Source organism: Rhodococcus sp. USK10 (genome assembly GCF_019378875.1).
Classification (GTDB): Bacteria; Actinomycetota; Actinomycetes; order Mycobacteriales; family Mycobacteriaceae; genus Rhodococcus_F; species Rhodococcus_F pseudokoreensis.
In genome coordinates this window covers 503,337-528,407 of sequence record NZ_CP076047.1, presented here as the reverse complement: position 1 = coordinate 528,407, position 25,071 = coordinate 503,337, and the positions used below count along the sequence as shown (strand labels likewise).

The window sequence follows — 25,071 nt, the reverse complement described above, 5'->3', positions numbered from 1 at the left end:
CTCCCATCGACTTCACGCGGGGGCTTTGCGTGATCGTGCTGTCATCTACTTCGTTTCGACCCGACTGAACCTCTGCATCGTAGTGATGGCCGCGGTCAGGGGCGGCGGGGTGCTTCACGGTCCGGAGTGGCCTCCCGATCCCCGTAGTCTTCGTCCGATCACGGCCACCGGTCCACGCCCGACCATGTCCGCGTGCACAGCATCGATGCGGTGTTCGGTGACGTCACCGCCGAAGTGTCGCCGCCAGTCCGGGACTAGTTCCGGATGGTGGTCGAGATCATGTGCAGCGGTGAAGAACACGGCGTCGCCGTCGAAGTATCGGGGCTGATGTGTCGATGCGATCTGTTCGAGACGGATGAGTAGCTCGCCGAGCGACTGCACCCGATCGGCCGACACCGCCGCTCCGAGCTCTGGGGGTAGGCCCAGCTGGGGCGGGTTGTCGCCGGGGTTCACGAGCGCGGCACGGTGTTCGGGCAGCAGGGTGTCGAGCATGGCGAGGGTCGCAACTTCCTGGCCCGCTTCGCGTAGTTGCACGGCCATCTCCTGCGCCACGGTGCCGCCCAGCGACCAGCCGAGCAGGTGGTACGGACCGGTCGGCTGGACCGTGCGGATGGCGTCGATGTGGCGGCTGGCCAGCTCGGTAATGGACGAGGGCAAGTCCGTGTCACCGGTTGCCTGCACTCCGTACAACACACGTCCGGAGAGATGTTCCGCGAGTCCGGTGTAGCACCATGCGATTCCCGCCGCGGGGTGGATGCAGAACAGTGGTGGACCGTCGCCGTCTCCGCCGAGGCGCACCAGCGCGGCGAACGGATCTTCGGACGAATCGCTGCCGGATTCGATGCGCTTGGCGAGTCGCGCGGCGGTGGGGTCGGTGAAGAGCCATTGCAGGGGCACGTCCCGGTCCAGCCTGGTGCGCAGTTCGTCGGCGACGGCCACCGCGCCCATGGAGGTGCCGCCTTGGGCGAAGAAATCTTGATCCGCGCCGATGGAGTCCGTTCTGATGGCGTTGGCCATTACCTCGGCAACCACGGTCTCCAGGTATCCGGACGGCGGTGTCACTGGCGTGTCCGGATCGAATTCCGGCTCGGGAAGCGCGGATCGGTCGACTTTGCCCGACGGCAGTACTGGCAGGCTGTCGAGCAGGATGACGGCGGACGGCACCAGATGGCGGGGCAGGACCGTCCGGGCGAAGTCGCGCACTGTGTGGGGGGTGAGCGCGGAGTCCGGTTCGGCCACCAGGTAGGAGACGAGGACGGGCTGTCCACCGGGAGCCGTCACCGGTGTGGTGATCGCGAACCGAACGTCGGGATGGCGGGCCAGGGCGGCGTCCACCTCGGCGGGTTCGACGCGGATGCCGTGCAGCTGTACCTGTGCGTCATTGCGTCCCAGGTAGTCCAGGGCGCCGTGCGCATTGCGGCGCAGGAGGTCTCCGGTGCGGTACATCCGGTCGCCGGGCTTCCCGTACGGGTTCGGGACGAATTGCGTGGCGGTGAGACCACGTCGTCCGAGGTAGCCACGGGCGACGCTGGTTCCGGACAGGTAGAGCTCACCTGTCACGCCGTCGGGTACCGGGTGCAGCCTCGGGTCGAGCACGAGGGCGGCGGCGGCGTCGATCACGTCTCCGATGTCGACGCCGTCATCGATGTCGGCTGGTGTGAGAGGTCCTGCGACCGACGCCAGGATTGTGAATTCGGTGGGACCGTAGGCGTTGAAGAGCCGGTGATGCGATGCCCAGGTCGCCGCCAACGCGGACGGTAGGCGTTCGCCGACCGACACCACGGTCCGTGGTCCTTCGTCGCCGAGGCTGTCGGCGTCGAGGGTGGCGAGGACGGTGGGTGTCGCGACGAAGTGGGTGATGCGCTCCTGGCGCACCACGTCGGCTAGCTGATCGCCGGCGTAGCTGAAGTCGGGTGCGATCACGAGGGTGCCGCCGGACGAGAGCGCGTAGAGCATTTCGAAGAGTGAGGCGTCGAAGGTGGGGGACGCCAGCTGGAGCACCCGCACGTCACCGTCGACGTCGAGCACGGGTGCTTGTGCGGCAACTACATTCACCAGGCCGCGATGCGGCACCACGACGCCCTTGGGTTTTCCGGTGGTACCGGATGTGTAGATCATGTACGCGGCACCCTCCGCCCGTGGGTACTTGTTCACCGGGGGCGATGGAGAGGTACTCACGGGTGGGAGCCACGGGATTGTGGCTGGGAGCTCGGCGACGCGTTCGGGCACGGTCAGCCCGACCACGGCACCGGAGTCTGCGAGCATCCATTCCAGACGCTCGGTGGGATGCGACGGGTCCAGCGACAGCCAGACGGCGCCCGCTTTCGCCACCGCCCACACGGCGGCCACCCAGTGCCGGCCACGACCCGTGGCGACCGCGACCACGTCCTCGGGTCCGACGCCCCGGCCGGAGAGCGCCCGGGCCCACCGCTGCGCCACGTCGTCCAGTTCTTCGTATGTCCACTGCACACCGCCGTCCTCGACGGCGACGGCGTGCGGGGTGTCCCGGACCTGCGTCTCGAAGATCTCGGCGAGAGTTTTCGGCTGATAGTTCCGGGCAGGGCCACTGACGAGGGCCGCACGTTCGCTCGCCTCGAGGATGTCGATGTCACCGACCACCTCGGACGGATCGGTCAGGGCTGCGTCGAGGATGCGATCGAAGCGCTGTGCCAGCGCCCGGGCGGTGGAGTCGTCGAACAGGTCCGTGGCGTACAACAGCCGCAGCGTCAGCTCCCCCACCGATTCCGTGAAGTCCCAGACCAGGTCGAATTCAGCCGTGGCACTGGTCGCTCCGACCGCATCGACCTCGGCTCCGGGCAGACCGCCCGGCCGCGGCGCTGCGTGCTGGTAGGTGAGCATTACCTGGAACAGCGGGTTGTACGAGGTGGAGCGGTGGGGGGCCACGTGGGCGACCACGTCGTCGAACGGCACGTCGGCGTGGGCGAACGCGTCGAGGTCCACCGCCCGCACCTGCTCGAGGAGCGCGGCAAAGGTTGCGGCGGAGTTCACGTCGGTACGCAAGGCGACGGTGCCGACGAACATCCCCACCAGCGCGTCGAGGGCGGGGTCGGGTCGTCCAGCAACGGCGGTGCCGATCACGACGTCCGGGTGCCCCCCTTCGCGGGACAGCAGGACGGCGAGCGCGGCGTGCAGCACCATGAACACCGTGACGCCCTGACTGCGGGCAACGTCGGACAATCGTTGACGCACGTCGGGGTCCAGTGTCCACTCGACGGTGGCGCCTGCGTGGCTCGGTTGGCCGGGTCGCGGACGGTCGGTGGGCAACGCGATCGGGGCGTCGACGCCGTCGAGGGTCCGGGTCCAGTAGTCGAGCTGAGTATGGGCGACGCTGTCGGGGTCGGCGGGGTCGCCGAGCATCTCGCGCAGCCACACGCTGTAGTCCGCGTACTCGATGGGAAGCGGCGCCCACTGTGGTTCGCGTCCTTCGCTGCGCGCGGTGTAGGCGGCCTCGAGGTCGGTGGCCAACCGGCCCATGGATCCGCCGTCCAGCGCGATGTGGTGGACGACGGCGGCGAGCACGTGGCCACCGCCGGTGTCGGACCACAGTTGCACGCGGAGCGGGGTTTCCGACTCCAGGTGGAAGGGTCGCCGCACGAATTCCGCGACCTCGGCCGGCACATCGGCGGCTGTGACGGGATGCAGGTCGATGTCCACCGGAACGATCACCTGGTGCGGGCCGCTGTCATCGATGGGAAAGACTGTGCGTAGCACGGCATGCCGCTGCACCACGTCGGCGAGTGCGCATCGCAGTGCGTCCAGGTCGGTGTCGTCGCCGAGCCGTTGCACGAACATGAGGTGGTGCATCGAGGCACTGGGATCGATGCGGTGAAGCAGCCACATCCGTTGCTGCGGCGGGGACAACGGAATCCGGCTGTCCGGGTTCCGCCGCACCAACGGAATGCGTGTCGCGGCCGCGTGCCGCTGGTCGAGCCACACGGCCATGCCGGCGGCGGTGGGATGATCGAACAGCGCCCTGACGGGGACGTCCACGCCGAACGCCGCCGACAGTCGCCCCGTCACCGCGGTGGCAGACAGGGAGTCGCCGCCGATGTCGAAGAAGTTGCTGTGGCCACCGACGCTCGCGCCTCCGAGCACTTCGGCGAACACCCCTGCTACCAGTTCCCCGGTCACGGTCCGCGGTGGGGCCGGGGAGTCGGTATCGACGTCGCTCGCCTCGAGGGCCTGGGTGTCGAGTTTGCCGTTGGCGGTGAGCGGCAGGCTGTCGCGAACCATGATGCGCTGCGGTACGAAGTGCGACGGAAGTTGCCGGGCCAACGCCGCGCGGAGCGATTCGGCCGCCACGCCCGCACCTGTGACGAAGGCGACCAGCCGACGGCGGTGCAACAGCACCACTGCCTGGGTGACATCGGGCAGCGCCAGCAGTGCGGCCTCCACCTCGGCGGGCTCGATGCGCATGCCGCGCACCTTCATCTGACGGTCTGCGCGGCCAATGTAGGACAGGGTGCCGTCGACGCGGCGGTGCACCACGTCGCCAGTGCGGTAACGGCGGATTCCGCCCTGTCCGGCAATGAAGTTCGCGGCCGTCAGCACTGGATCCGCCACGTAACCGAGGGCCAGTCCCAGCCCGTCCAGGTACAGTTCGCCGACGCCCCCGAGTGGTACCGGACGCAGCCGGTCGTCCAGGACCATCGCTGTCGTGCCGGGGACGGGGGTGCCGATGGTGACGTCTGCGTCCACCTCGGCCAGGGTGGCCACCACTGTGGACTCGGTGGGCCCGTAGGCGTTGAGCATCAGCCGCCCGTCGCTCCAGGCTGCGGCCTGCTCCGGGCTCAAGGCCTCGCCGCCCACAGCGACCACCTGCAGGGTGTCCAGTTTCCGCGGCTCGAGGGTGGCGAGGACGGAAGGTGTGGAGAGGTAGTGCGTCACGTTCTGCTCGGTGAGTAGGTGCTGCAGTTCGGCGCCGCCGTAGACATCGGGGGGTGCCACAACGAGGCAGGCGCCCGACCGGAAGGCCAGCAGCATCTCGAGCAGCGCCGCGTCGAAGGTGGGGTTGTAGCCGTGCAGTACCCGCGCCTGCGGGTGTACTCGGTACCGGCGGACGGCTTCGTCGGCGAGGGCGCCCAGTCCGCGGTGGGTGACGGCCACGCCCTTCGGGGCGCCGGACGATCCGGACGTGTAGATGATGTACGCGACCGACGGTTGGGCCGACGTCTGCGCCTGCGCCACCATTGCGTTCCGGCGTTCGGCGGGGTGGGTGGGGTCGAGCGGCAGGAAGGTGGCCCCGGTCCGGGTGACGGCCCAGAGTTCGACCACGAAGTCGATCGAGCGCGGCAGGCAGATCTCCACGACCGTTCCGGGACCGGCGCCCTCGTCGCGAAGCTGACCGGCCCGCTGCTGCGATGCTTCGGCCAGTTCGCGGTAGGACAGTGTCCGGGTACCGTCGGTGAGAGCCGGACGGTCGGGGTGCGCGGCGGCGGTGGACAGGAAGATGTCGGTGAGGGTGCGGGTGTCGTCAGCGGGTCCACCGGTGAGCGGCGGTGCCGGCGTCAGCGCGATCTCCCCCACCGTCACCTGCGGATCGAGTGCGACGGCCGCGAGCACCTGTCCCAGCTGGGCTGCCAGCGAGGCTGCGGTGGCGGGATCGAACAGGTCGGCGGAGTAGGCGACGGCGCCGTCCATCCCGGCGGGCTCCTCGCCGTCCCATCGCTCGCGAACTGTGACATGGAGATCGAATTTTGCTGTGCGGGTATCGACTTCCCGAACTTCGACGCGAAGGCCGACGACGTCGACGGCCGGTAGGTCGAGGTTCTCCACTGCCAGCGCGACTTGTGGTGTGCGGCCCCCGAGCAGGTCGGCGATCGATTCGAAGGGCACGTCGGCGTGCTCGAACGCATCGACGTCGAAGTCGCGCACCTGGGCCAGTAGTCCGTTGAACGGCATGTCCGGCTGGACCTGCGCCCGCAGCGCGAGGGTGTTGACGAACATGCCGACCAGCGGGTCGAGGATGCGGTCGCCGCGGCCGGCGACCGCGGTGGCAACGGTGACGTCGCGCGTCGCGCCGAGCCGCGAGAGGAGCACCGACAGGGCCGCGTGCAGCACCATGAACGGGGTGCCGCGGTAGTCGCGGGCCAACCGGTGGACGGCTCGCTGGACGTCGGCGGGGATCTGGAAGGTCACCGTCCCGGCGGTGGCGGTCGTGGTGTCGGTGGCCTGTTGCCGGTCCGGGACGAGTGCGGCACCCGACTCGGCGCCGTCGAGGGCGCGCCGCCAGTGCTCGATTCTGCGCGTCGCGTACCCGCTGCGCAGCAGTTCCTGCTCCCAGAGCGCGTAGTCGGCGAAGTGTAGGGGCAGCGGCGCCCAGTCGGGTGTGTGTCCGGCGCGACGCGCTTGGTAGGCGGTGAGCACGTCGGTCACCAGGGGGGTGAGGGACCAGCCGTCGGCGGCGATGTGGTGGAGCACCACTGCCAGCACGTGTGAGTCGGGGCCGATCTGCAGCAACTGGACACGCAGGGGCGTTTCGCGGGTGAGGTCGAACCCTTCGGCCGCGAATGCGGCGACCACGTGGCCCAGAGTCTCCGGGTGTGTGTATTGGGGTGTGAGGTCCAGTTCGGGGGCTGGGAGGATCTGCTGGTGGGGCAACTCTCCGGCTGCGGCGGGGTACTGGGTGCGCAGTACTTCGTGCCGGGTAACGACGTCCGTGAGGGCCGCCGACAGTGCAGGCACGTCGAGTGGCCCGTCCAGGCGCAGTGTTGCGGGCTGGTTGTAGGCCGCGGACGACGGGTCGCGGCGGTTGAGCACCCACATCCGGTACTGGCTGCGCGACAGGGGAATTTGATCCGGACGCGGTCGTCGGACGAGCGTGGGGCGCAGATCCGGTTCGGGGACGACATCGTCGAGGGCGGTGGCCAGTTCCGCGACCGTGGGGTGGGCGAAGAGGCTGCGCAACGACACCGGGTGGCCCACGGCCTCGGAGAGCCGCGCGGTCAGCTGGGTTGCCAGCAGCGAGTTGCCGCCGGCATCGAAGAAGTGTGCCCCACGGCCGGCCTCGGGCAGTTCGAGGACTTCGGCGAAGACGGCGGCCACCGCGCGTTCGGTGTCGGTGATGGGCGGTTCGTACTCGCCCGCACCGAGTTCGGGTGTGGGCAGGGAACGCAGATCGAGCTTGCCGTTGACCGTCTGCGGCGGCGAATGGAGCACCACGACGGCCGTCGGCACGAGGTACGACGGCAGCAGTTCGGCCAGGCGACGCCGTAGTCCGTCCGCGTCGAAGTGTGGGTGGTGCGGCAGCACATAGGAGACGAGTGAGTCGGAACCGGTCGGTGTGGGCTGCACGATGGTGGCCGCGAAGTCGATGTCGGCGATGCGGGCGATGGCGGCGTCGATCTCACCCGGTTCGACGCGGACGCCGCGGATCTTGACCTGGCTGTCGTTGCGGCCCAGGTACTCCAGTTCGTAGCCGTTCCGCCACCGCACCAGGTCCCCGGTGCGGTAGTAGCGTGCGCCGTCGGGGCCGGCGACGAAGCGTTCCGCTGTCAGCGCGGGTTGTCCGGCGTAGCCGCGGGCCAGGGCGCCGCCTGACAGGTACAGCTCACCGGGCACGCCGACGGGGATCGGGCGTAGCCGGTCGTCGAGGACGAGGGCGGTGACACCTGGGATGGGTGTGCCGATGGTCACCGGCGTTCCGGGCGACAGTGGAGGGGTCGCGATGGTGTACATCGTCGTCTCGGCGGGGCCGTAGCCGTTGACCAGCCGGCGGCCCGGTGCCCAGCGGTCGACCAGCTCGGGTCCGAGTCGTTCTCCGCCCACCATCAGTACTTCCAGGTCGGGCAGTGCGGTGTCTGCGAGTGTCGCGAGGACGGTGGGTGTGAGGCAGGCGTGGGTGATCCGTTCGCGGCGAAGGAGTTCGCCCAGTGCCGGGCCGGCGAATTCGGTGTCGGACGCGATCACGAGTGTGGCCCCGGATGCCCCTGCGATCAGGATCTCGAGCAGGGTCATGTCGAATCCGGCGGCGGCGCGGTGCAGTACCCGTGAGCCCGGTGCGGCGCCGAATCTCGACGTCGCGTCGGCGTCCAGCGCGGCGAGGCCGGAGTCGGTGACCACCACAGCTTTGGGGGTGCCGGTGGTTCCGGACGTGAACACTACGTACGCCGTGCCCGTCGCCCGCGGCAGGCTGTCGGTGACGCCCCGCATCGCGGCCACCCGGGCTTCGGGCAGCGCCGGGTCTATCAGGACGGGTGCTGCGCCTGCTTTCGCGATCGCCCACAACCTGACCACGGATTCGGTCGAACGAGGCGCCGACCAGACGACGGCCTCGCCCGGCCGCACACCTGATTCGGCGAGTTCGCGGGCGATGGCGTCGGATCGGGCGTCGAGTTCCCGGTATGTCAGCTGGGTGTGGGAGTCGCGGACCGCCACGGCGTCCGGCGCCATGTGGGCGCCGCGCGTGATCATGGCCCGCAACGTCAGCGCGCCCGGTGCGCGGGGCCCGGTTGCCGGGACCAGGGCGGACCGCTCGGCCGCGCTCAGCAGGTCCACATCGCCCACCGAGATATCGGGGTTCGCGGTGACCGCCTCGAGGAGGCGCACCAGCTGCGCAGCGAATTCGGCCACGGTGGCGTGGTCGTAGAGCTCTGGGTTGTAGCCGAAGTGGAGTGTCATCGGCTCGCCGGGGCCGGGCTCGGCGACGGTGAGCTGCAGATCGAAGTTGGCGTATTCGATGTCCGGGATCACCGGGGTCACCGTGAGCCCGGGCAGGGTGAGGGGGGCGGGGCGGTGTCGCTGCATGGACAGTGCCACCTGGAACAGCGGGTGGTGCGACGCGGATCGTGGCGGGTTGAGCAATTCCACCAGCGACTCGAACGGCATGTCGGCGTGGGTGTAGGCCGCGATGTCACGTTCGTGCACCTGGGCGAGCAGTTCGGTGAAGCTGGCGCTCGGCTCGACGGTGGCCCGCAATACCAGGGTGCCCGCGAACATGCCGACGACGTCGTCGAGTTTCGGGTCGGTGCGGCCGGCGACGGCGGTGCCGATGGGAACGTCAGGGCTGCCGCTGTACCGGGAGAGCAGCGCGGCGAGTGCGGCGTGCAACACCATGAACGTCGTGGCCCGGCCGGTGCGGGCCAGTGCGGCCAGGGACTTGTGCAACGCTGCGTCCACCACCACCGAATGCGAGGCTCCCTCCCCCGACGGGATGGCGGGGCGGGGGCGGTCGGGTGGGAGTGTCACCAGTTCGGGTAGCCCGGCCAGGGCACCCAGCCAGTAATTCGACAGTGCGCTGTCGCTGTTCTTGCTGTCCTCGGCCAGCATGCGACGCTGCCAGATGCTGTAGTCGCTGTATTGCACCGGCAGCACGGGCCATTCGGGACTGTTGCCGGCGAGCCGGGCCTGATACGCCACCAGGGTGTCCCGGATCAGTGGGGTCAGCGACCATGCGTCGGCGGCGATGTGGTGGACCACCAGGGCGAGGACGTGGGTTGTTGCGGCGGTCCGGTAGAGGCGCACCCGCAGCGGCGGCTCTGCGGCCACGTCGAAACCGTCGCCGGTGAGGGCGCGGACGTGGGCGGCGACGGCGTCGGCGGGAATGGCGATGGCAGTGAGGTCCAGTGGGATCTCGTCGGCCTCGAGCACCAGCTGCTGCACACCGTCAGTGGTTCGCGGGTACACGGTGCGCAGGGTGCGGTGGCGGTGCACGACGTCGCGTGCGGCTGCGGCCAGTGCCTCCACGTCGAGGTCGCCGTCGAGTCGGACGATGAGCGGGATGTTGTATCCGGCCGCGCCGGTGTCGAATTGATTGAGAATCCACATGCGTTCCTGCGCGGGCGAGAGCGGAAGCTGTTCACCCGCGGCGACCGGCACCAGGGGCGGTCGGCGGCGACCGTCCCCGGCCCGCTCCTGCACCCGCGCCGCCAGTTCCGCGACGGTGGGTGCCTCGAAGAGGTCGCGGACCGTCACGTCCGTGTCGAAGACGGCGCTGAGCCGGGCGGCGACCCGGGTGGCGATCAACGAGTTGCCGCCAAGGTCGAAGAAGCTCTGCCGGGCGCCTACCTCGATGCCACCGAGAAGCTCGGTGAACACACCGGCCACCACCTCCTCGATGGGCCCGTGGGGTGCGTGGGAGTCGGCGGCATGGAGGGTCGGTTCCGGCAGAGCCTGATGGTCCAATTTCCCGTGGGGGGTCAGCGGGAAGCCCGGGACGGGCACCACTGCACCCGGCACGAGATATTCGGGCAACACCGACCGCAGGTAACCGAGGAGGGTGCGCGAGTCGGAGGTGGTCACCACGTAGGCCACCAGTTGGTCGCCGACGGCGCTGCCCCGCACCATCACTGCGGCGTGCTCGACGTCGGGACGACGCAGAAGTGCCGCCTCGATCTCTCCGGGCTCGATGCGGTAGCCGCGCACCGCCACCTGGGTGTCGGCACGGCCGATGTGTTCGAGTCCACCACCGGTGTGGAAGCGGACGAGATCGCCCGTCCGGTACATGCGGGTGCCGGGCACGAAGGGGTCGGCGACGAACCGTTCCGCGGTGAGCGTGGGCCGACCGAGGTAACCCCGCGCCACCTGTGCGCCGGAGACGTACAGTTCGCCGACCGTCCCCGGGGGCACGGGATGCAGCGACCCGTCCAGAACATACGTCCGCAGTCCCGGAAGCGCTGTACCCACGGACCGTCGGCCGTCGCCCGACTTCAGGTCGTAGCGGGTGACGTGCACCGTGGTTTCGGTGATGCCGAACATGTTGACCGCACGCACGTTCGGGTGATGGCCGAGCCATAGCACGACCACGGCGGGCTCGAGGGCCTCACCGCCAAAGATCAGCAGCCGCAGCGAGGAGCTGTCGAGGTGCTCGACGAGTTGCCCGAACGCGGACGGCGTCTGGTTGAGGACGGTGACACCCTCGCGTACCAGAATTTCGGCGAATTCACGGGGTGAGCGGGCCAGGTAGCGGTCGACCAGCACGAGGCGTCCGCCGGTGGTGAGAGCGCCCCACATCTCCCAGACCGAGAAGTCGAAGGCGTGGGAGTGGAACATCGTCCACACGTCGCCCGGGCCGAAGCCGAATTCCTCGCGGGTGTTGGCGAGCAGCGACAGTACGTTGGCGTGGGTGACCGTCACGCCCTTCGGCTGCCCGGTGGAGCCCGACGTGTAGATCACGTACGCCGCTCCCCCAGGTACGCCGCGGCGAGGCGCGTCAGAGGGCACAGTGTGACTCGCCTGCGGCATCTCGGAGATCACCACCGCCGGCGCAGCGTCGTCGAGCAGGTATCGGATGCGGTCGGCGGGGTAGTCGACGTCGATGGGCAGGTATGCGGCGCCGGCCCGGACCACGGCGAGCATCGCCACGAGCAGATCGACCGAACGGGGCAGAACGAGGGCCACCAGGTCTTCGGCTCCCACGCCGGACGCCCGCAGGTTCTCGGCCATCTCCGCGGAGCGGTAATCCAGTTCACCGTAGGTCAGTGCGCTGTCACCGAACGTGATGGCCACCGCGTCGGGATTCTCGGCGGCGCGCCGCTCGAACAGTTCCGCCAATGACGATGCTTCCGGGGCAATCCCGGCCACACCCGACACAGTTGCGGCGCGTTCGGACTCGCTCAGTACGTCGATCGATCCCACACGCACCTGCACATCGGTGGTCACCGACCGCAGCACCCTCAGCAGGCGTTCCGCCCACCGCTCGACCATCTCGGAATCGAACAGCTCTGCCGGGTACACGAATACGCCGTCGAGACCGACGGGTTCACCATTGTCGCCGCGCTGTTCGCGAACGGACACCTCGAGGTCGAAGCGACTGGTGCCGGTGCCGAGTTCACGGCCGCGAACCTCCAGCCCCGGCAACGCGACGTCCGGGACGGACGCGAAGTTGTCGAATGCCAGCATCACCTGGAACAGCGGGTGATGCGTGGTGGAGCGGGAAGGCGCGACCGCATCCACCACCAGTTCGAACGGCACCTCGGAATGGGCGAACGCGGCCAGGTCCGCTTCCCGAATGGCGGCAAGGAGGGCGTCGAAGCCGCCGCGTGGGTCGATGCGGCTGCGCAGGGCCACGGTGCCGACGAACATGCCAACCACGTCGTCGAGCGCCGGGTGGGTGCGCCCCGACGTGGGGGTACCGACGGCGAGGTCGTGGGCACCGGTCAGCTTGGACAGCAGGACGGCGAGCGCGGCGTGCAGCACCATGAACGGCGTCGCGTTCTGCTCCCGGGCCACTGTTTCCAGTCGCCGGTGCAACTCGGCGGGCACCGAGAACGCGACCTGTCGGGCGGTCAGCCTGTCGGTGCCCGGTCGTGGCCGGTCGGTGGGCAGCGGCAGCAGGGTGGGCAGGCCGTCGAGGGCGGAGGTCCAGTAGTCGAGTTCGCGCCGCATCCGGCTGTCGGGGTCGGCGATGTCTCCGAGGACGCGGCGCTGCCACCGCGCGTAGTCGGTGTAGGCGACGGGAAGCGGTGCCCAGTCGGGGACACGGCCGGACGTCCTCGCGTGATACGCGCTGACCACGTCCCGGATCAGCGGACCGAACGACAATCCGTCGACGGCGATGTGGTGCAGCACCACGACGAGGGTGTGGCGCCGGGGCGCAACCGCGAACAGGGCGGCGCGCAGTGGTGGCGCGGTGGTGAGGTCGAACCCGCGGACGGCGAAGGTGGCCTCGTCCTCGGTGGGCGTGAGGTCGACGGCGGCGGGGACGACCTTCTGGACGGGTCCTGTTTCGGTGTCGGGGAAGACGGTGCGCAGCACGGTGTGCCGGTCCACCACGTCGTGCAGGGCGGCGGACAGTGCGGCGCGGTCGAGGTCACCGTCGAGGTCGACGGCGAACGGCACGTTGTAGGCGGGCGACTGGGGGTCGACCCGGTTGAGCAACCACAGCCGTTGCTGCGCGTAGGCGAGCGGCGCCGGCTGGTCCGTGGTTTCGGCGACGAGCGGTGGACGCTGGTCACCGCCCTCCTCGATCAGGGCGGCGAGCGCGGCGACGGTGGGCCGGTCGAACAGGTCGCGCACCCCGATGTGCAGTCCGGACACTACTGCCAGTCGCGACGCCACCTGGGTGGCCGAGAGCGAATTTCCTCCCAGGGCGAAGAAATCCGCGTCTGCGCCGATGTCGGGGAGGCCGAGGACGGCTGCCACCGCGTCCGCCACCGTCTGCTCGACGGGGGTCTGCGGGGGCCGGGCCGATGTCGGCAGTTCGGGTGCGGGCAGGGCGTCGCGGTTCACCTTGCCGTTGACCGTGAGCGGCACGGCGTCGAGCACGGTCACCGTGGTGGGCACCATGTAGTGCGGCAGTCGCTCGGACAGGTACGCGCGCAACGCTGCGGGGTCGAGGTCGCCGTGGCCGTGGACGTAGGCGGCGAGGATGTTGTCGTGCAGCACGGTGACGGCGGTGTCGACGCCGGGCGCCGACCACAGTGCCGCGTCGATCTCGCCGAGTTCCACGCGGAATCCGCGGATCTTGAGTTGGCTGTCGGCGCGGCCGACGAACTCGAGGGTGTGGTCGGCGGTCCAGCGCACCAGGTCGCCGGATCGATACATGCGACCGGATCCGTGGGGGTTCGCGACGAATCGTTCCGCGGTGAGGGCGGGTGCACCGAGGTAGCCGCGGGCCAGCGCCGGACCCGACAGGTACAGCTCACCGGTTACACCGACCGGCACCGGCCGAAGACGGGCGTCGAGGACCACTGCGGACGCACCGCGGATCGGACGGCCGATGGTGATCGGGTCGCCGGGCTGCAATGCGCTGCTTCCGGTGGCCCACACGGTGTGTTCGGTGGGTCCGTACAGATCCACGACGGTCCGGTGCCGGGAGGCCCAGCGCTCGGGCACTTCCGGTGGGCACGCCTCCCCCACCACGGCCAGGAACTCGAGTGAGTCCAGGCCTTCCGGGTCCATCAGCGCGGGCACCGAGGGGGTGGTGGTCCAGTGGGTGACGCGTTCGCGGAGGAGCAGGTCCTTCAACTCGTCGCCGCCGACCACGCCGGGTGGGGCGATCACGAGGGTGGCGCCGCCGATGGCGGCTACGAGAATTTCGTGGAAGGCGCCGTCGAAGCTGGGGGCCGCGAAGTGCAGGACGCGGGAGTCCGGTTCCACGCGGTATCGGGCACGGACCTCGGCGGCGTGGTTCGCGAAGCCGCGGTGGGTCACCACGACACCCTTGGGTTCGCCGGTCGACCCGGAGGTGAAGACCACATACGCGGGGTGATCCGCCGAGAGCGGCCGGACGCGCTCGGCGTCGCCGATCGGTGCCGAATCCCCCTGCCTCTCGCGCGGATCGATCCACACGATGCCGTCGGGAACGAGGTCGGCGTCGTGCGCGATCGCGACGCGCACTCCGGCGGCGGTGAGGATGCGGGCGGTGCGTTCGGCCGGATGATCCAGGTCGATCGGCAGCGACGCGGCACCGGCACGGGCAACGGCCCACACCGCGGTCACCGAGTCGATCGAGCGGGGCAGCAGCAGCGCTACCGCGTCCTCGGGTCCGATGCCCAGCCGGATCAGCTTGCGCGCCAGCCGGTTCGCTCGCTCGTCCAGCTGACGGTAGGTCAGTTCGTCGTCTCCGCACCGCACCGCACTGTGTGTGGAGTTGCCGCGGAGAAGCTCGGGAAGCGTGATCGGCGAGAGTGCTGTCGGCCCGTGGGCGGGGACCAGGTCAGCAGCCTCGGACGGCTCGAGCAGGTCGAGATCGCCGACGGCCACCGACGGGTCCGCCACGGCCGATTGCAGCAATCGCTGCAGCAGTCTCGACCACCGGGCGATGGTGGCACGGTCGAACAGTTCTGTCGGGTAAGCGATCACGCCGTCGAGTCCGGCGGCCGCGCCGTCCTCGGCGCGGCGTTCCCGAATCTCGATCTCCAGGTCGTAGCGGCTGACGCTGCTCGGGGTGTCGCGACTGCGGACGGTGACGTCGTCGAATCGAATCTCGGGTTCGGTGAAGTTCTGGTAGGCGAGCATCACCTGGAACAGCGGGTGATGCGTGGTGGAGCGGGTCGGCGCTACGGCGTCGACGACCCGGTCGAACGGTTGCTCGCTGTGCGCGAATGCCGCCAGATCCGCGACGCGGGTGGCGGAGACGAGATCGGCGAACGGGAGGCTCGGATCCACTCGGGTGCGCAGGACGACGGTGCCGACGAACATGCCCACCAGATCGTCCAGGACCGGATCGGGGCGACCGGACACCGGCGTGCCGACGGCGATGTCGTCGGCTCCGGTGAGGACGGCCAGGGCGGCCGCCAGGGCACTGTGCACCACCATGAACGGGGTGGCGCTGCATCGTCTGGCCAGTTCCTCCACGGCGCGGTGGGTACTCGCGTCCACCGTGAAGGGGACGCGATCCGGGGTGGTTGCCGTCGCCGGACGCGGTCGATCGGTGGGTAGCGGCAGCCGTTCCGGCAGTCCGTCGAGGGTGGTCTTCCAGAACGCGAGGTCGCCGTTGGCGTTTTCCTCCACTATCCGGCGGTGCCAGCGGGCGTAGTCGCCGTACCGGACGGGTAGGGCGTCCCAGCCGGGAGCGTGGCCGTCCCGGCGTGCGCGGTAGGCGGCCATCAGGTCGCGGGCGAGTGGGGCGGCCGATAGTCCGTCGAAGACGATGTGGTGGGCGGCGACGGCCACGGTGTAGCCGTGGGTTCCGCGGTCGAAGAGCCGGACGCGAACCGGCGTATCCCGGGTGAGGTCGAATCCCTCGGTTGTCAGTGCGGTGATCGCCTCGTCGAGTTGGTGTTCGTCGACCGCGACCGGGGTGAGATCGAGTGCCGCCTCGGAGACCAGTTGCACCGCTCCGGTCTCGGTGTCCCGGAACACTGTGCGCAGAGGCTCGTGGCGGTCCACCACATCCCGGACGGCGGCGGCCAGTGCGTCGATGTCGACGGCGCCGCTGAGGTCCATCGCGAACGGCACGACGTAGTCGGCGCCGCCAGGGGTAATCCGGTCGAGCAGCCACAGCCGGTCCTGCGCCGGCGCGAGAGGCGCTTCGCGCCCGTGCGTGGTCGACGACGAGGGCAGAGACTCCTCGCGCACGGACGGGCTGCGGAGCAGCCTGGATGTCAGCGCCGCCACCGTGGGAGCCTCGAAGACGTCGCGCACACTCACTGGCCGGTCGAGGGCATGCCCGACTCGCGAGGCCAGGGTGGTGGCGGTCAGGGAACTGGCGCCGACCGAGAAGAAGTCCGTCTCGGCGTCGATCGACGGCAGGCCGAGCACGTCGGCGATCACCCGGGCCACGACTTCTTCGGTGGCGCCGCGCGGCTTCCGTGACCGCACCACGGACGCCCCGGGTTCGGGTAGAGCGGCCCGATCCACCTTGCCGTTGGTGGTCAGCGGCATCGTGTCGAGCACCGTGACCGAACCGGGCACCATGTAGTGGGGCAGCTTGTCGGCCGTGAATTCTTGCACTGCAGCCGGTTCCACGGATCCGGTGACGAACGACGCCAAGGTGGTGCCGTGCACCAGCGTCACGGCGCTCTCGACGCCGGGTGCCGCTCGCAGTGCGGCGTCCACCTCGCCGAGTTCCACCCGGAATCCGCGGACCTTCACCTGGTTGTCGGCGCGCCCGACGATCACCAGTTCGTGTGCGGGTGTCCACCGGGCCAGGTCGCCGGAACGGTACATCCGTGTGCCGTTGCCGGACGGGTAGGCGATGAACCGCTCGGCCGTCAGGCCCGGTCTGCCGTGGTAGCCCCGGCCGAGGCTCTCCCCTGCCAGGTATACCTCGCCGGTGACACCGACCGGGACCGGACGCAGCCGCGTATCCAGCACCAGCACTTCGGTTCCCTCGATGGGGCCGCCGATGGTCAGCGGACCGCCCGGTGTGAGGGGGTCGCTCATGAAGTTGACGATGGTGGTTTCGGTCGGCCCGTACCCGTTGACGACGATGCGTGCGGGCGCCCATCGCTGAGCGAGTTCCCACGGCAGTTCTTCGCCGGCCAGGTCGATCACCCGTAGGTCCGGTACCGACGACGGCTCCAGTGACGCCAGCACACTCGGTGTCACCATCACGTGGGTGACGCGTTCGCGGCGCAGCACGTCGGCGAGTTCGTCTCCGGCGAGGACCCCGGGCGGCACGATCACCAGGGTCGCGCCCGCGGTGAAGGCGAGCAGCATCTCGTTGATGGAGAGGTCGAACGACGGCGACGCGACGTGCGCCACGCGCGCGTCCGAATCGAGCAGTCCGAGCGTGGCGTTGGCGTTGGCCAGCGGCGCCAGCCCCCGGTGAGTAACCACGACGCCCTTGGGTCTTCCGGTGGAGCCGGAGGTGTAGAGCACGTACGCCGGATGGTCGACCCGCAGCGGACGGACACGATCTGCGTCGGTCACCGCGGCGGCGTCACCCGGGCCGTCGGCGATGTCGATCCATACGACACCGTCGGGCGCGTGCGCCGCGTCGGCGGCCAGGGCCACCGTGGCACCGGAGTCGTGGAGCATGAATTCGATCCGCTCCGGCGGATATCCCGGGTCCACCGGGAGGAACGCGGCGCCGCTGCGCGTGACGGCCCACACGGCGACGATCGACTCGACGGACCGCGGCAGCATCAGGGCCACCAGATCCTCGGGTCCGATCCCGCGCGCGATCAGCCGCCGGGCCAACCTATTGGCCCGGGCGTCCAGCTCGCGGTAGGTGACCTCGTCGCCGGCGCACCGCACCGCCACCCCGTCGTGGCTGCCGTCGAGGAGTTCGGGCAGAGTCGCGGCCGGTACGGCGACCGGCCCGACGCGCGGGACCAGTGCGGCATGTTCGTCCGGCTCGAGCAGGTCCAGATTCCCGACCGTCACCGACGGATCCGATGTTGCGGCGAGGAGTATTCGCTGCAGCATCGCCATCCACCGGTCGATCGTTTCGGTGTCGAAGAGTTCACGCGGGAAGTTCACGTCGGCGTGCAGCCCGTCCGGGGTGCGGTCGTCCGAGCGTCGCTCGCGGACGGTCAGGTCCAGGTCGAACGGTCGGGCGTGGGTCTGGACGTCCCGGACCCGGGCTGTCAGACCGGGCAGTGCCACCTCGGCTTCATCGAAGTTCTCGTACGCCAGCATGACCTGGAACAGCGGGTGCTCGAGCTGGCCGGATTCCGTACCCTGCTGCCGCACGACCTGTTCGAAGGGCACGTCGGCGTGCGCGAAGGCCCCGAGGTCGGCTGTGCGCACCGTCTCGAGGAGGTCCGCGAGGCTCGCGGCGGGGTCGATCGGGGTGCGCAGCGCCAGGGTGCCGACGAACATGCCGACCAGGTCGTCGAGTGCCGGGTCCGCGCGACCACCCGTGGACGTGCCGACGGCGATGTCGTCGGTGCCGGTCAGGGCACTCAGCAGAACGGCGAGGGCTGCGTGCAGCACCATGAACGGGGTCACGTCGTGCTCGCGCGCCAACCGGATCAGTGCATGGTGCTGTTCGGCGCCGACGGCGAACGTTGTGTGTCCCAGCGTCAGCGCGCCGGCGGGCCGCGGCCGGTCCAGCGGCAACGGCAACACCGCCGGAAGTCCATCCAATGCCTCTGCCCAATACGCCAGTTGGCGGGCGGCGAGGCTGTCGGGGTCTTCCGCGTCTCCGAGTACTTCTCGCTGCCACAGCACGTAGCTCGAGTACTCCACGGGCAGCGGCGCCCAGTCGGGAACGCGGCCGGCGGTGCGCTCGGAGTAGGCGACGGCGAGGTCGCGCAGCAGCGGCCGCAGGGACAGTCCGTCGACGGCGATGTGGTGCAGCAGGATGGCAACGGTGTGCCGGTCGGGGGCACGCTGCGACAGCGTTACCCGAATCGGAACCTCACGTGTGAGGTCGATACCGCCGATGGCGGCGTCGTCCAGCACGCAGTCCTCCTCGTCGAGCACCATTTGCTCGTCCAGCGAGGGGAACACCGTGCGCAGCATCCGATGTCGGTGCAGCACATCCCGGACAGCGGCCCGCAGTGCCTCCACATCGAGGGTGCCGTCGAGGTCCACCTCGAAGCCCATGGCGTACGGATCGGTGGCGGGGTCGCGCTGGTTGACCAGCCACAGTCCCTGCTGCTGCGCCGACAGCGGCACCGGTCCCGACGTCTCGCGTGAGGCGAGCGCCGGGCGGTCGGCCGCCCCCGTCACGTGGGCGGCCAGTGCGGCCACGGTGGGGTGGTCGAAGATGTCGCGCACCGAGACCCTGCGTCCCAGCACCGACCCCACACGGGCGGCGAGGCGTGTCGCTCCCAGCGAGTTTCCGCCGAGGTCGAAGAAACTGTCGTCGAGACCGACGCCCGCGGTCCCGATTTCGGTCGCGAACGCGGCGGCCACCAGTTCCTGCGTCGCGGTGCGCGCTTCCCCGCCCGATGCCGCAGTTCGGATCGCGGGTTCGGGCAACGCCGCCCGGTCGACCTTCCCGCCGCGCGTCAACGGCAGGTGATCGAGGACGGTCACGGACGTGGGAATCAGGTGCCGGGGCACGTGCTGCGATACGAAGGCCAGTACGGCGTCGGTGTCCACGTCGGTTCCGTGGACGTAGGAGTGCAGGGCGCCGTCGCGCGCGATCGTCACCGCCGTGTCGACGCCGGGAGCCGCCCCCAGGACCGCATCGATCTCGCCGAGTTCCACTCGGAAACCGCGGATCTTCACCTGATCGTCTGCGCGTCCGACGAAGTCGAGGTGGTGCGAGGCGGTCCAGCGGACGAGGTCGCCGGTGCGGTACATGCGACCGTCGCCGTGCGGGTTGGCGACAAAGCGTTCCGCCGTCCACCCGGGTCTGCCGACGTATCCGCGGGCGAGGCCCAGTCCGGCGAGGTACAGCTCCCCCACTGTGCCGACGGGTACCGGGCGCAGTGCCGCGTCGAGCACCAGCGCCGACATGCCGTCGATGGGACTGCCGATGGTCACCGGGTCATCCGCGGACAGTGGTCCGGTGGCGGTGGCCCAGATGGTGGCCTCGGTAGGCCCGTACAGGTTGAGCAGGGTTCGGCCGGGCGCCCACCGCGACACCAGTTCCGGCGGGCACACGTCGCCGGCCACGGCGACGACACGCAGGCGGTCGAGTCCGTCGGGCTTGGTGAGAGCGAGGACGGCCGGTGTGGTGGTCCAGTGGGTGATGCGCTCCCTCTGCAGGAATTCCGTCAGTTCGTCGCCGCCGTAGACGTCGGTGGGCGCGAGGACCAGCGTCGCACCGCACGCCGACAGCAGTTCGTGGACGGAAGCGTCGACGCTCGGCGACGCGAACGCCAATATCCGCGACCCACTGTCGACGGCGAAGGACTTTCGGAGGGCCGCAGCGTGACTCGACAGGCCGCGATGAGTGACGACGACACCCTTGGGAGTTCCGGTCGATCCGGAGGTGTAGATGACGTACGCGGGATCGTCCACCCGCAGCGGGCGGACCCGGTCGTTGTCGGTGACCGGGGACGGGTTGTCGCCGAGGTGCTGCATGTCGCTGGCGGTGAGTACAGCGCGCGCCCCGGAGTCGGCGAGGATGTGCGCCACACGCGATTCGGGGTAGGTGGGATCGATAGGGACGAACGCCGCACCGGTGCGGGCGACCGCCCACAGTGCGGTCACCCACTCGACGGACCGCGGCAGTTGCACGGCCACCACGTCGCCGGGGCCGAGGCCGCGCTCGATCAGGTGGTGTGCCAGCCGGTTGGCCCGATCGTCGAGTTCCGCGGGGGTGAGCTCGACGGAACCGCTCACGACTGCGATGCCCGTATCCAGCAGCGCGGGCAGGGTGACGGCCGGTGCGGCGACGGGTCCGTGTTGCGGAACCAGCGCGGCCCGGTCGGCGGGGTCGAGCAGGTCCACCGTGCGCACCGGGGCGTCGGGGCGCGCCACCATGGCCTTCAGCACCCGTTCGAGCAGTCGAGTCCAGCGGTCCACGGTGGTGTCATCGAACAGTGCGCGGGAGTAAGTGACGGTGCCGAGCAGCCCGCCGGCAGAACCGTCCGGCGAATGCTGCTCGGCCAGTGCCAGTTCCAGATCGAAGCGTGCGACCGGAGCGGGGACGGCATACGGGCGCACGGTGAGACCGGGGAGGTTCAGTTCGGGTTCGGTGGCCGCGTTCTCGAATGCCAGCGCGACCTGGAACAGCGGATGATGCGGCGCCGACACCCCACCCGTCACGGCGTCGGCCACCTGGTCGAACGGTGTCTCGGAATGCGCGAAGGCGTCCAGGTCGGTGCGGCGAACGTCCGACAGCACGTCGGCAAAGGTCTGGTGCGCGGATACCCGGGTGCGGAGCACGACATTGCTCACGAACATGCCGACCAGCGCGTCGAGCGAGGGATGGGTGCGCCCCGATACCGCTGTCCCGATGGCGATGTCGTCGGTGCCCGCCAGCGCGCTCAAGGTGACGGCGAGCGCGGCGTGCACCACCATGAAGGGCGTCGAATCGTGTGTCCGCGCGAGTTCTTCCACCGACCGGTGCAGGTCGGCGTCGAACGCCAGCGGTACCGCCCCTGCCGGGTGCAACCCGGCCGCGGGACGGGGGCGGTCGGTGGGCAGTGGCAGCAACTCGGGCGCACCGTCGAGTTGGGTGGTCCAGTAGGCGATGTCGCCGGGGGCGGCGGCGTCCACGATGCCGCGGTGCCATCGGGTGTAGTCGGTGTACTGCACGTCGAGCTCGGGCCAGCTCGGTGCGGTGCCGGAGCGACGTGCCTCGTAGGCGGTGATCACGTCACGGGTGAGCGGCGCGAACGACAAGCCGTCCATCGCGATGTGATGCGCGATCACGACGAGGGCGTGGTGGGTGGGGGTCACGCGGTAGAGGTGGATGCGCACCGGCGTCTCGGTGGTGACGTCGAAGCCGCGGCTCGCGAGTTCGGCCACGGCGGCGTCGAGTGCGCTGGGTTCGAGCCCGACTGGTGTCAGGTCCACGACGGCTGGGGTGACCACCTGTACGGGACCGTTGTCGGTGTCGGGGTAGACGGTGCGCAGCACCGTGTGCCGGTCGAGGACGTCGTGCACCGCCGCAGCCAAACTTGGTGCATCCAGCTCACCGTCGAGTTCGACGACGAACGGCACGTTGTAGGCGGGCGATTCGGGCGCGGCCTGCGTCAAAAGCCACAGTCGCTGTTGCGCCGGCGCGAGTGGCGTCGCGCACCCGTCCACGCCGGCCGGGCGCAGCGGCGGTGTGGCCACCCGGGAACGCGAAGCGCCCATTCTGGCGGCCAGCAGTGCAACGGTGGGTGCTTCGAAGATGTCGCGCACCCCGACCGCGTGGTCGCGGGCCGAGAGCCGGGCAGCGACCTGCGTGGCGGAGAGCGAGTTTCCGCCGAGCGCGAAGAAGTCGGCGTCGGCTCCGACGGAGTGCAGGCCGAGGACGTCGGCGATCACCGCGGCCACGAGTTCTTCGACCTCGCCGTGCGGCGCGCGGGACGGCGACACGACCGGTTCGGGGAGGTGCGCGCGGTCGATCTTGCCGCTGGGGGTGAGTGGCATCTGCTCGAGCACGGTCACCGAGGCCGGCACCATGTAGTGCGGTAGGCGGGCGGCGGCGAAGTCGAGCACCGTCGTCGGGTCGGTCGCGCCGCTGACGTACGACACCACTGTGTCCGAGGACATTCCGGCACCGCGTACCACGGTGACGGCGTGGTCGACGCCGGGCACGGCGGTGAGGACGGAGTCGATCTCGCCGAGTTCCACCCGGAAGCCGCGGATCTTCACCTGGGTGTCGGTGCGGCCGACGAACTCGAGTTGGTGGTCGGGGGTCCACCGCACCCGGTCACCGGTGCGGTACATCCGCGACCCGGCGCCGTGCGGGTAGGCGACGAATCGCTCGGCTGTCAGTCGGGTTCGCCGGTGGTATCCCCGTGCGAGGCTCTCCCCTGCCAGATACAGCTCCCCGACCACGCCGACGGGGACCGGACGGAGTCGGGTATCGAGCACGATTGCGTCGGTGCCCGGGACGGGACGGCCGATCGTGATCGGCTCCTCCGGTATCAGCGTTGGGCTGAACAGGGTGGTGACGGTGGCCTCGGTGGGCCCGTAGCCGTTGACCATGATGCGGCCGGGTGCCCACGCCTCGACCAGTGCGCCGGTCAGTGCCTCGCCGCCGACGTCGAGGACGCGGAGGTCGGGTAGCTCCGTCGGCACCAGGGTGGCGACGACCGCGGGGGTGAGGATGGCGTGCGTCACGCGCTCGGTGCGCAGCAGCTCCGTCAGCGTCTCGCCGCCGAAGACGTCGGGCGGCACGATCACCAGTGTGGCTCCGGCGGTGAACGCGAGCAGCAGTTCGTCGAGGGAGATGTCGAACGACGGGGAGGCGAAGTGCGCGACGCGGGCGGAGTCGTCGACGTCGTAGAGTCCGTCACGCGCGTGGGCCAGGCCGGCCAAGCCCTGGTGCGTCACCGACACCCCCTTGGGTGTTCCGGTGGAGCCGGACGTGTAGAGCACGTACGCGGGGTGGTCGAGGCGCAGCGGGCGAACCCGATCGGAGTCGGCAACGGGTGACGAGTCGCCGGGCCGGTCGGCCAATGCCACCCAATCGATTCCGGTGGGCACCACCGAGGCGTCAGCGGCCAATGCCACCGTGGCCTCGGAGTCGGCGAGCATGAACGCGATCCGCTCAGCCGGGTAGCTGGGGTCGACGGGCAGGTATGCCGCGCCCGCACGGGCGACGGCCCACAGAGCCACCACCGATTCGGGTGAGCGCGGCAGCATCACGGCCACCACGTCCTCGGGACCGATACCGCGCTCGATCAACCGGCGGGCGAGACGGTTCGACCACGCGTCCAGCTGCCCGTAGGACAGGTCGACGCCCACATGCCGCAGCGCGATTGCGTCGGGTTCACGCAGTCCGGCGTCGAGCAGTTCAGGCAGCGTCGCCGGCGGAACGGCGGGCGGGCCGGAGCAGGGCACCAGTACCGATTGCTCGGTCTCGTCGAGGATCGGCAGTGCCCCGACCGGGGTGGTGTCCTCGGCGCTAACGAACGCCTTGAGGAAGTTCAGGAACCGGCGGTACTGAGTTCGGAGCTCGGACTCGTCGTAGAGGGTGGGGTTGGCTTCGAAGTCGATGCGTGTACCCCGCCCAGTTACCGATGGGTAAAGGTTGAGTGCGAGGTCGTCCACCGGACCGCTGGTGAGTGGATGGAAGACGCCGACGACGTCTCCGAGCACGATCTCCTGGTGGTAGATCATCAGGTTCACGGTGGGGCCGAAGCCGCCGCGCCGCGCACCGCCCTCGGGGAGATCGCGTCGCATGTCTTCGTAGCGGTAGCGCTGGTGCCGCAGCGCCCCGGTGAGCTCGAGCTGCACCCGTCGGACGAGCTCCGCACCGCTTACTTCGGCGTCCACCTGCACGCGCAGCGGGACGATGTTCGACACCATGCCGGCCGAGCGTCGTGTGGCCGCGGTGGTGCGGGCGGAGACGGGCAGGCTCAGCACGATGTCGGTGGTGCCGGTCATTCGTGCGAGGTAGGCGGCGAACGCGGCGACGACGACGGGGACGTCGGACGAATTCCAGCGTCGGGCAACGTCGCCGATGCCCTGGGAAATCCCGTCGGCGACGGTACCTCCGACAAGGAGTGACGGTGATACGGGTGAGGCGTCGCGGTCGGTGAGACGGGCGGGGTCGGGCAGGCCGGCGATGCGCTCGGCCCAATAGTTTCCGTCCGTCTCGAACCGGCTCGTGGATCGGTAGGCGTCTTCGGCGTCGTACAGCTCGCGCAGGCTCAGCGCCTTGGACGGCGGCGGCTCGGTGCCGTTCACGAGGTGGCTGTAGATCTCGGCCACACGGTTGGTGAGCACCATGCCGCCGTGACCGTCGATGACGATGTGGTGGACGCGGGAGAACCAGAAGTAGTGGTCCTCGCCGACATGCAGCAATGTGGCGACGATCAGTCGGTCTTTCAGCACGTCGAGCGGGCGGCTGTACTCGGCGGTCATCCAGCGGTGTGCCTCGGCGATTGCATTTTCGACGCCGCGTAGGTCGCGGTAGGAGATCGCATCGTCGATCTCGACATCCACAACCTGCAGAACCTCGTCGCCCTTGTCTACGAGGCTGACACAGGCCGACTGAAGCTCGCGGCATGCACGGTCGGTGGCGTCCACCAGGAACCCCACGTCGACATTTCCCCGAATTTCCACATACTGGGCGACGTTGAGGGGCACGCTCGGATCGAGCTGCTGGGCGAACCAGATTCCCTGTTGTGCTTTGGACAGAGGGAACTCACTCAC

1 protein-coding gene is annotated in these 25,071 nt (G+C 69.7%); it reads right to left on the bottom strand.

Features of this window, described 5'->3' with window-relative positions; translation table 11 throughout:
- Window positions 1-114: 114 nt before the first annotated feature.
- Window positions 115-25,071 carry a non-ribosomal peptide synthetase gene (locus I1A62_RS03000; protein ID WP_219453998.1) on the bottom strand — a complete coding sequence of 8,319 codons (24,957 nt, stop codon included), beginning with the start codon at window positions 25,069-25,071 and terminating at the stop codon, window positions 115-117.